Origin of the sequence: Qipengyuania sp. (assembly GCF_042095715.1) — a bacterium.
Taxonomy (GTDB): Bacteria; Pseudomonadota; Alphaproteobacteria; order Sphingomonadales; family Sphingomonadaceae; genus Qipengyuania.
This window is the reverse complement of the sequence record NZ_JBELMO010000028.1, coordinates 25645-34892: the sequence shown is the minus strand read 5'-3', so window position 1 is coordinate 34892 and position 9248 is coordinate 25645. Positions and strand designations below refer to the sequence as shown.

General features: G+C 59.5%; 10 protein-coding genes. 7 read left to right on the top strand and 3 right to left on the bottom strand.

The window, feature by feature from the left end; genetic code table 11:
* Positions 1–156 precede the first annotated feature (156 nt).
* Entirely contained in the window at positions 157–618 is a 462-nt protein-coding gene (locus ACFDTG_RS08550) for a BLUF domain-containing protein (protein WP_375290608.1), read from the top strand.
* A 6-nt stretch (positions 619–624) separates the two neighbouring features.
* On the opposite strand, the gene ACFDTG_RS08545 is transcribed toward ACFDTG_RS08550, so the two are convergent.
* From ACFDTG_RS08545 to ACFDTG_RS08535, 3 genes are read right to left on the bottom strand one after another with little or no spacing between them, the layout of a single operon-like run.
* Positions 625–1017: a nuclear transport factor 2 family protein gene (locus tag ACFDTG_RS08545; RefSeq protein WP_375290607.1), complete on the bottom strand. Its 393-nt coding sequence runs from the start codon at positions 1015–1017 to the stop codon at positions 625–627.
* Positions 1014–2630: an FMN-binding glutamate synthase family protein gene (locus ACFDTG_RS08540; protein ID WP_375290606.1), complete on the bottom strand. Its 1617-nt coding sequence runs from the start codon at positions 2628–2630 to the stop codon at positions 1014–1016. The genes ACFDTG_RS08545 and ACFDTG_RS08540 overlap by 4 nt, the downstream gene beginning before the upstream one ends.
* Positions 2630–3328, bottom strand: coding sequence for a dienelactone hydrolase family protein (locus ACFDTG_RS08535; RefSeq protein ID WP_375290605.1), 699 nt, complete (start codon positions 3326–3328; stop codon positions 2630–2632). The genes ACFDTG_RS08540 and ACFDTG_RS08535 overlap by 1 nt, the downstream gene beginning before the upstream one ends.
* 98 nt (positions 3329–3426) lie before the next feature.
* On the opposite strand from ACFDTG_RS08535, the gene ACFDTG_RS08530 reads away from it, so the two are divergent.
* The 6 genes from ACFDTG_RS08530 to ACFDTG_RS08505 all read left to right on the top strand — a co-directional run bounded on the left by ACFDTG_RS08530 (position 3427) and on the right by ACFDTG_RS08505 (position 9159).
* Positions 3427–3699 carry a DUF6489 family protein gene (locus ACFDTG_RS08530; protein WP_375290604.1) on the top strand — a complete coding sequence of 91 codons (273 nt, stop codon included), beginning with the start codon at positions 3427–3429 and terminating at the stop codon, positions 3697–3699.
* A 15-nt stretch (positions 3700–3714) separates the two neighbouring features.
* A complete protein-coding gene (mnmE, locus tag ACFDTG_RS08525) occupies positions 3715–4995 on the top strand; it encodes a tRNA uridine-5-carboxymethylaminomethyl(34) synthesis GTPase MnmE (protein ID WP_375290603.1) in 1281 nt (426 codons plus the stop codon).
* 63 nt (positions 4996–5058) lie between these two features.
* Positions 5059–6792 carry a tRNA uridine-5-carboxymethylaminomethyl(34) synthesis enzyme MnmG gene (gene mnmG, locus ACFDTG_RS08520; RefSeq protein WP_375290602.1) on the top strand — a complete coding sequence of 578 codons (1734 nt, stop codon included), beginning with the start codon at positions 5059–5061 and terminating at the stop codon, positions 6790–6792.
* Complete coding sequence (rsmG, locus tag ACFDTG_RS08515) at positions 6789–7418, top strand: 16S rRNA (guanine(527)-N(7))-methyltransferase RsmG (protein WP_375290601.1); 630 nt, start codon at positions 6789–6791, stop codon at positions 7416–7418. Before mnmG ends, rsmG begins: the two co-directional genes overlap by 4 nt.
* Positions 7415–8200 (top strand): ParA family protein, encoded by a 786-nt coding sequence (locus ACFDTG_RS08510; RefSeq protein WP_375290600.1) that lies wholly within the window; start codon positions 7415–7417, stop codon positions 8198–8200. Before rsmG ends, ACFDTG_RS08510 begins: the two co-directional genes overlap by 4 nt.
* Entirely contained in the window at positions 8197–9159 is a 963-nt protein-coding gene (locus ACFDTG_RS08505) for a ParB/RepB/Spo0J family partition protein (protein WP_375290599.1), read from the top strand. Before ACFDTG_RS08510 ends, ACFDTG_RS08505 begins: the two co-directional genes overlap by 4 nt.
* Positions 9160–9248 lie beyond the last annotated feature (89 nt).

The following is a 9248-nucleotide window of genomic DNA, read 5'->3' as shown; positions in this document are numbered from 1 at the left end:
GTGGGTGCTGCGCCGCATCCTGATGCAGATGGGCACGATCGACGCGATGGAATTCCTCCTCGACAAGATGAAGGATTCCAAGACCAACGAGGATTTCTTCGCGACCATGAACCAGTAGGTTTGCGGTCAAGCACGCAAGTTGGGCAGCGATTTTCGATGCGTGGCACCGGCGCTAAGCTTTGCTTAACGCCGGTGCCTTATTCCAGTCCTCTTGATCGAGGACTTTCCATGCATCAGTTGGTTTACACCAGTGTCGCCCGGCCGGAGCTGACATCGGCGGATCTTTTTCAAATCATCGAACGCTCGGCTCGAAACAATCCGAGTTGCGACATTACAGGTTTCCTGTTCGTTAGGGATGGTACGTTCCTGCAGTATGTCGAAGGCCCGCTCATGGCTCTGGACGACCTTTTGGGTCGGCTGGAGAAAGATCCCCGCCACCATTCTATTCGCGTGGTGCATCGCGCGCCAGCGCAGGTTCGCGCATTTCCCAATTGGCGGATGAAGCGGTTGAGCAATTCTGACGACGCGCTGCGCGAACTGGAAACGGCCTGGCAGGGACAGAGCGCCGGTCTTCCGTCGGCGGTGCGGACATTTCTTGCAGAACGGCGCGCGGCCTGAGGAGGGTCAAGCGCCGGCGAGTTGAGCCGCCATCGTTTCCCAGACCTTGTTGACGGCCTTCAGTGGCCTGACCATCACCTTGAAATCCACGATCTTGCCCGCCTCGTCGAACCGGATGAGGTCGATGCCGTTAACGTGGATCCCGTCCAGCTCGGTCTCGAATTCGAGCATCGCCTCGTTCCCATCGACCAGTTCGCGGACGTAGCGAAAGCTTTCTCCTCCTAGAATCGTGCCGGCTGCCGAAAGATAGGCGGTAACGACCGGCCGGCCGCGCTGGGGGGTGTGGACTACGGGCGAATGAAAGACCGCTTCTTCCGCGATGAGATCGGCAAGCAAGTCGGGCGAGCTCCCGCTTTCGACGACCCGGTGCCATTGTTCCAATCCCGCCTTCGCTCTCATGCTACCGCCCTGAATTGCTGCGCGCTCGCTGCGCGCCAGTATCCGGCATAAGGTGTTCGCTCGACATCGGCCAGAAGTTCGCCCGGCTCGAGAAACGGATAGATCGAACTCATCGGATCGGACCGCGCGCTGTTGAGCCTTTCGGAAATGTCGCTGGGCCGGATCTGCCAGGGGTTTTCGAGCCCCATCGCGACCACCATCTCCCGGAAGCTGTGCAGGGTATGGCGCTGAAAACGGGCTACGCGTTCCGCCTTGTCCCCCACCACCAGACCGCGTTGCCGGGTCGCGTCCTGCGTAGCGATTCCCGTGGGGCATTGATCGGTATGGCATTTCATCGACTGGACGCACCCAAGTGAGAACATGAAGGCGCGCCCCGCATTGCACCAGTCCGCGCCCATGCCGAAATTGAACGCCATGCCCGCGCCCGAGTGGACCTTTCCGGCCGCGGCCAGCTTTATCTGCGGCTTGAGATTGCAGCCGACCAGGGCGTTGCGAACCAGGATCAGCCCTTCGCGCAGCGGCATTCCGATGCGGTTCGAAAACTCGACCGGTGCGGCGCCGGTCCCGCCCTCGGCCCCGTCGACGACGATGTAATCGAGCGTGATACCGGTCTCGCGCATCGCCTTGACGATCGCGAAGACCTCGTGAGGCTTGCCCACGCAGAGTTTGGCGCCGATGGGTTTGCCACCGGACGCCTCCCGCAGCCTTGCAGCCCATTCGAGCATCTGGATGGGGGTGCTGAAACTTGAATGGGCGGCGGGGGATACGCAATCCTGTCCGACGGGAGCGCCGCGTGCCTCGGCGATTTCCTCGGTGACCTTGCTGCCCGGCAAGACGCCACCATGGCCCGGCTTTGCGCCCTGGCTGAGCTTGATTTCCACCATCTTGACCTGATCGATCTGCGCCGTGTCGGTAAATTTGGCCAGGTCGAAGTGACCGTCCTCGTCGCGGCACCCGAAGTATCCGCTTCCGATCTCCCACACGAGGTCGCCCCCGTGCGATCTGTGGTATCGTGAGAGCCCGCCCTCGCCGGTATCGTGGTAGAAATTGCCCGCGGCGGCACCCTTGTTGAGCGCCATGATGGCGTTGGCGGACAGCGATCCGAAGCTCATTGCCGAGATATTGAGCAGGGAGGCGGAGTAGGGTCGGCGGCACTGCGAACTTCCCACCTCGACACGCCATTCCGGGGGTGCATCGGCATTGGGGGCGATGGAATGCGCGAGCCATTCGTATTCGCTCGAATACACGTCCAGCTCGGTGCCGAAGGGGTGGGAATCGAGCTGCCCCTTCGCGCGCGCGTAAACGAGGGCACGTTCGTCGTGATTGAAGGGACGGCCCTCGAGATCGCCCTCGACGACATAGGCTCTCAGATAGGGACGCAGGTCCTCCATCAACCAGCGCACTCGTGCCAGCAGCGGGTAGTTTCTCCGCAAGGTGTGGCGTCTCTGGAAGAAATCCCACAGCGCCACCAGCACGAGAGGCACGGTGATCACCAGTCCGGGGCGGAGCCATGGGACGAGCGCGAAGATCGCGGATATGAGAATCAGCGTTACCGGAATGCCGAACCGCATGAACAATTCCGACGACGGGCGCAGCGCCGCCTTGTTACGCATCAGGCGAGATGCTCGGCGAAGAATGCGCTCGTCCGCTCGTCGGCCTTGTCCGCGCAGGCTTCGTTGCGACGATCGCCGAACTCCGTCGCGAATCCGTGGTCCATACCCTCGTAATCGTGCAGCGTTACCTTGGGATGGTCGTCCAGACCCTCGTGCATCGCCTTCTGCGTTTCCTTGTCGACGAAACCATCCTCGGTCGGAATGTGAAGCATCAGTGGGTTCGCGATCGTTTGCTTTTCCCTGAGGAGATTGTCGACGCCCACCGCGTAATAGCCCACGGTCGCATCGCTGTCGGTTCGCGCGGCGGTCATGAATGCAAGTCGACCGCCCAGGCAGTACCCGACCGCTCCGATCTTCTTGCCATCGGTTTCGCCGCGGGCCCATTTGATGGTCGCCTCGATATCTCTGACGCCTTCGTCCTGGTCGAATTTGCCCATGAGATCGAGAGCGCGCTGAAATTCGGGCTCGACATCGGGGTCGAGTTCGATGCCGGGTTCGAGCCGCCAGAAGAGATCGGGCGCGACTGCCAGATAGCCGTCTTCGGCCAACTTGTCGCATTTGCGGCGGATGCCGGCATTCACGCCGAAGATTTCCTGGATGACCACGATGGCCGCCCTCGGCGCGTCCGATGGTCGCGCAACATAGGCGGCGAAGTCTCCGCTCCCGTCGAGTGTGTCGATGGTGACCGTTTCGCTCATACAAGGCTCCCTTTGAAATCGAATGACCCGCCTAGCTTGCCTTGCCGGGGTGGCAAACCCAAGTAAGAAGGATCCACTGGCGTAACGGAGAACGCGCGATGAAGGTCCATGTCGAGATCGATTGTACGCCCCAAGAGGCGCGAAGCTTCATGGGTTTGCCCGACGTCGGCAAAGCAAACGACATCTATGTCGATATGATGTCGAAGGCGATGCAGGGTGTGTCGGATACCGACAAATTGCAGGAATATGCGCGGCAGATGGCCCCGATGGGGCAGGCGGGCTTCAAGCTTTTCCAGAGCTTCATGGAAGGGGCGGCCGCGTCATCGCGCCGGGGCAAGTCCGGCGATGGAGAGAGCGGGACCGGCGCGTAGTATTGCAGCATTGCGATGCAGGACACGATTTTCGCCTTATCGAGCGGCTCGCCGCCTGCCGCCATCGGCGTTGTGAGAATAAGCGGCGGTGAGGCGAAAGCGACGCTTGAGGAGCTGACCGGCGCTTTGCCTCCCCCCCGACAGGCTTCGCTTCGCCGGATCGTGGATGGGCAGGGTCAAATCCTCGATCGGGGTCTCGTCATGTGGTTTCCGGGGCCGCGAAGCGCGACCGGGGAGGATTGCGGGGAGCTTCATCTTCACGGGGGACGCGCCGTTGTTGACGCCGTTTTGCGGCGCTTGTCCGCATTACCGGGGCTCCGCGGGGCTGAGCCTGGCGAATTTACCCGGCGTGCTTTCGAAAACGGGCGGCTCGATCTGGCCGAGGCGGAAGGATTGGCCGACCTGCTCGCGGCCGAGACCGAGTTGCAGAGACAGGCGGCTCAGGCCGGTCTGGTCGACGGCGTATCCCAAGCGGCACGCGACTGGCGCGACCGCGTGCTCATGCTGTCAGCGCAAGTCGAGTCGGTTCTGGATTTCTCCGACGAGGAAGACGTAACCGATCTTGGCGAGGGGTTTTGGGGAGAGTGCGACAGACTTGTCGCCGAGATGGAGAGCTGGCTTGCGCGGCCTTCCGCCGAACGCTTGCGCGAGGGGGTAAGGGTGGCGTTGGCTGGCCCGCCGAACTCGGGAAAGTCCAGTCTTTTCAACGCGATAATTGACGAGCCGGCCGCGATCGTTTCTCCGGTGGCGGGGACGACTAGGGACGTTCTTCAACGTTCGATAGCGGTTGGCGGACTACCCCTGATTCTTCTCGACACGGCTGGTTTGAGAGAAAACACGGACGGTGACGAGATCGAACAGGTCGGCATCGCGCGTGCGCGTGCGGAGTTAAGTCGGGCTGATCTCGTTCTGTGGCTCGGCCCCGAGGGTGAGGGTCCGCAAGGTGCAATCGAGATCGAAGTAAGGCAGGATGATCCGAACGCCGAAATGAAAATGGCGCCTGCGTGTGTGGTTTCATCCGTTACCGGATATGGGCTCTCCGATCTTTTCACCATCATCGTGGATCGGGCGAAGCATCTCTTGCCGAAGCCCGGCGTAGCAGTGTTGAACGCGCGGCATAGAAACCATGTCGACGTCGCGCTTGGTAGTTTGAAGGAGCGCGATGAGTGGGGTAATATCCTGCTGATGGCAGAACGGTTGCGGGTCGCGCGAAAGGCTTTTGATGCTCTGCTGGGCTATAGCCATACCGAGGACATGCTCGATACGCTTTTCGGGCAATTTTGCATCGGAAAATAAGGGCAAGTTGTTTCACGTGAAACATGCCTTTGCTCCGGCTTATCCTTTCTTTAAGGCGAGCGAATGCGATTTGACGTTGTTGTAATTGGAGGTGGGCACGCGGGTGTCGAGGCAGCAGCTGTCTGCGCTCGCATGGGCGTCACAGTAGCGCTGGTGACCTTCCGCGCGGACATGATTGGGACGATGAGCTGCAATCCCGCCATCGGTGGGCTTGGGAAAGGACATCTGGTCCGCGAAATTGACGCGCTGGATGGGCTATCGGGCGTTTGCGCTGATGATGCCGCTATCCATTACCGCATGCTCAATCGTTCGAAGGGAAGCGCTGTCTGGGGCCCCCGCGTCCAGGCGGACCGGGCCTTGTTTCGACGTTCGATCCAGTCGCGTCTGGCTTCTGTGGGCGTTATCAAGATTATTGAAGACGAAGTCACCGACCTATTGGTTCGGGGCGGGGCAGTCAGCGGGCTAGTGCTGAAAAAGGGAGATACGCTTCAGGCTCCCAACGTGATCCTTTGTACAGGCACTTTCCTGGGTGGCACCATGTTTTGTGGAGAGGAGCGAAGCAAGGGTGGCCGGGTTGGCGAGGCGGGAGCGCATCGTTTGGCCGAGCGATTGCGGGAGTATGATCTCCCTATGGGTCGCATGAAAACAGGAACGCCGCCGAGGCTCGATGGACGAACGATCAATTGGTCGTCCTTGGAGGAGCAACCATCGGACGTCGACACTTGGACAATGTCTCCGCTGAATTGTGGGCGGGGGAACCCTCAAGTCTTTTGCGCAATAACGCGCACCAATAGTGATACGCATGCGATCATTCGGGACAACCTGCATCGCTCTCCGCTCTTTACGGGAGCGATCGATGCGAAGGGTCCGCGCTACTGCCCGTCGATCGAGGACAAGGTCGAGCGCTTCGGCGATCGAGACGGGCATCAGATTTTTTTGGAGCCGGAAGGACTGGATAGCCATCTAATCTATCCCAATGGAATAAGTACGTCGCTCCCTGTGGATGCTCAAACGGACATGATCCGATCGATGGCTGGATTAAGCCAAGCAGATATTGCCGTTCCTGGCTATGCGGTCGAATATGATCACATCGACCCCCGAGCGTTGGGTTCCGATCTTCAACTGGCGGCCATCTCCGGGTTATATTGCGCGGGCCAGATCAACGGCACGACCGGTTATGAAGAAGCGGCGGCACAGGGTCTTTGGGCAGGTTTGAATGCGGCGCGCTCGACGCTGGGAAGAAGTTCGCCACCCCTTGATCGCAGCAACTCCTATATCGCGGTAATGGTGGACGATCTGACTTTGCAGGGCGTTACCGAGCCCTACCGCATGCTGACATCACGCGCGGAATATCGGTTGCGCTTGAGAGCGGCGAATGCCGGCACTCGACTCACTCCTATAGGGATGGAGCTTGGCTGCATAGGACCGAAGCGGGCGGAGTGGTTCATGGGTCGGGAAGAGGAAAGGGATCGCTTGAGGGAGGCCCTGGAGCGGGAGGAAGATCCTGCCGGCATGTTCGCTCAGACGCTCATCATGGAAGAACAGGAGGAGAGGCTCTATGCGCCTTATATCGCCCGCCAAGACAGAGAAATCGCCGACTTAAACGCCAACGGTCGTGTACAGTTGGGGCATGGATTTCCTTATGCAAAAGTCCCGGGTCTTTCGAATGAGATGATCGAGAGATTGTCGGTGAGCAATCCGCAAACTCTCGATGCCGCCTCCCTCGTTCGCGGCGTTACCCCCGCTGCACTAGCCGCTTTATTGGTCCACGCCAGGAAGCTTCGTGAGGCTGCATGATTGAGGGAGAGGGGGGGGCGAAAATTTTCGTCCGAGAGCGGTGCGACGGCGCGGCCTTTCATAAGCTGGAGACCTTGGTAAGCCTGTTGGTTGACGAGAATGAGCATCAGAACCTGATCGCGAAATCTTCAATCGATCAGATATGGCTCCGTCACATAGCCGATTCTATTCAGCTTCTAGATCACGTTTCACGTGAAACAGGAAGCTGGCTCGACTTAGGCAGCGGCGCGGGCTTTCCTGGGTTGGTGATCGCGGTCGCTCGTCCGGCGATGTCGGTGCGCTTGGTGGAATCGAGGCGGCTAAGGATTGAATGGCTACGGCATGCGGCAGGACAGCTCGGGTTGAAAAATTGCGAAGTGGATGGGTGTGACGTGAAGGCGCTCCCTGAATTTTCTGTCGACGTAATAAGCGCCCGAGCCTTCGCACCCATGATCCGTTTGGTCTCTCTTTCAGCACGGTTCTCCACACCTGAGACGCGTTGGGTCTTGCCGAAAGGGCGCAACGCTTGGCAAGATGTAAACACACTCGACGCAGAGCACCGTGAGATGTTTCACGTGGAACCTTCATGCACCGACCCGGAAGCTGGAATTGTGATCGGGAAAGGAAAGCTGGAGCTAGCGACATGATCACCGTAGCGATCGCCAATCAAAAAGGTGGGGTGGGCAAAACCACCACCGCCATCAACATCTCTACCGCGATGGCTGCCATCGGTTGGAGAACGCTGTTGCTCGACCTGGACCCGCAAGGGAATGCGTCCACAGGGTTAGGCATTGGAGCTGATCAGCGCAGATTATCAAGCTATGACCTGATTATTGAAGATGCGGTGTTGTCCGATTGCACGCACAAAACGAGCATCCCGGGTCTTGATGTCGTGCCGGCCACTCAAGATTTGTCGGGGGCCGAGGTGGAATTGGTTCAGGTCGAGGGGCGCACGCATAGGCTTGCTGATGCTCTTAACCGGAACGCGCAATCCGCTCGGTATGATATCTGCTTCATCGACTGTCCCCCGTCCTTGGGGTTACTCACCCTTAATGCCCTTGCGGCATCGGACACGCTGTTAGTCCCCCTTCAATGCGAATTCTTTGCGTTGGAGGGTCTCAGTCAGCTCCTGCAAACAGTCGACAGGGTTCAGCAAAGCTTAAATCCCGAACTTGGAATCGTCGGCGTTATCCTCACCATGTTCGATCGTCGTAATCGTCTCACCGATCAGGTCGCTGAAGATGTTCGCGATTGTCTCGGTAAGTTGGTTTTCGAATCCGTTATCCCTCGCAACGTTCGCCTTTCGGAGGCCCCCAGCCACGGGATGCCAGCCCTCGTCTATGATCACCACTGCGCCGGAAGCCGCGCCTACATCGCGCTGGCGAGTGAGCTGATCGCGCGCTTGCCAAAAGAAAGGGTGGCAGCATGAGCGGCGATAGCGACCCAAAGGCAACCGAGCGCCGCAAGCTCGGGCGCGGCTTGGGGGCCCTGATGGGCGAGATGCGCCGTGATGAGCCCATCATCCGCCTCAGCGGCCGGCCGCCGGCAGACGATCACGCGTCTGCTTCAACTGAGGCAGGTCCCAAAGGGCTGGTTTCGCTTGATATCTCTTCCATTCGCGCAAATCCCGACCAGCCACGTACGCAATTCGAGGAGGGGCCGCTCGCCGAACTGGCCGAATCCATCAAAGCACGCGGACTGATTCAGCCGATTATCGTCCGGCCCGCGGGACAAGCGCAATACCAGATTGTCGCTGGGGAACGCCGGTGGCGGGCCGCACAGAAGGCGCAGCTTCATCAAATTCCCGCCATCGTTCGCGAATTGGACGATCGGGAGGTCATGGCGCTCGCCTTGATCGAGAATATCCAGCGCGAAGACCTCAACCCCGTCGAAGAGGCACGGGCCTATCGGCGACTGTCGGAAGAGGAGGGCATGACGCAGACCGAAATCGCAAAGATGGTCGATAAATCGCGCAGCCACGTCGCGAATTTTCAGCGCCTGCTCGAACTTCCAGAAGAGGTCCTCGGCCTTCTGGCTGATGGTCGATTGGCGATGGGCCATGCGCGGGCCCTGATCGGCCATCCCCAAGCGGTGGCAATCGCTGAACGAGCAGCCAAGGACAACTTATCGGTCCGTGAAGTCGAGCGCCTAACCCGCAAGCCTGGCCTAACATCAAGCAAGGTAGAGGGACAATCGGGCCCGGCAACCGAACCCGGTCCCGCAAACGCAGATCTCGCTGCGGTGCAAAGCCATCTTGAGGAATTCCTTGGGATGTCTGTCAGAATCACTGTGGAAAAGGCGCCAAATCAGGGTGTCGTTACAATACGTTATCGAACCCTCGATCAATTGGACCTGATCTGCCAGCGTCTGACCGGGGGCGACATCTGAGGAGCCGTCAAACACTCCCCAAGACTATGTCAGATCCTCTATAGTTACAAATGCGACCAGATGCGGACCGCTAAGCGCAGCTTTCGAGT

Excerpts from the sequence above, each read along its gene's own strand:
- ACFDTG_RS08550 (WP_375290608.1), top strand. The coding sequence starts at position 157 with ATGCGTGGCACCGGCGCTAAGCTTTGCTTAACGCCGGTGCCTTATTCC.
- ACFDTG_RS08545 (WP_375290607.1), bottom strand. The coding sequence starts at position 1,017 with ATGAGAGCGAAGGCGGGATTGGAACAATGGCACCGGGTCGTCGAAAGC.
- ACFDTG_RS08540 (WP_375290606.1), bottom strand. The coding sequence starts at position 2,630 with ATGCGTAACAAGGCGGCGCTGCGCCCGTCGTCGGAATTGTTCATGCGG.
- ACFDTG_RS08535 (WP_375290605.1), bottom strand. The coding sequence starts at position 3,328 with ATGAGCGAAACGGTCACCATCGACACACTCGACGGGAGCGGAGACTTC.
- ACFDTG_RS08530 (WP_375290604.1), top strand. The coding sequence starts at position 3,427 with ATGAAGGTCCATGTCGAGATCGATTGTACGCCCCAAGAGGCGCGAAGC.
- mnmE (WP_375290603.1), top strand. The coding sequence starts at position 3,715 with ATGCAGGACACGATTTTCGCCTTATCGAGCGGCTCGCCGCCTGCCGCC.
- mnmG (WP_375290602.1), top strand. The coding sequence starts at position 5,059 with ATGCGATTTGACGTTGTTGTAATTGGAGGTGGGCACGCGGGTGTCGAG.
- rsmG (WP_375290601.1), top strand. The coding sequence starts at position 6,789 with ATGATTGAGGGAGAGGGGGGGGCGAAAATTTTCGTCCGAGAGCGGTGC.
- ACFDTG_RS08510 (WP_375290600.1), top strand. The coding sequence starts at position 7,415 with ATGATCACCGTAGCGATCGCCAATCAAAAAGGTGGGGTGGGCAAAACC.
- ACFDTG_RS08505 (WP_375290599.1), top strand. The coding sequence starts at position 8,197 with ATGAGCGGCGATAGCGACCCAAAGGCAACCGAGCGCCGCAAGCTCGGG.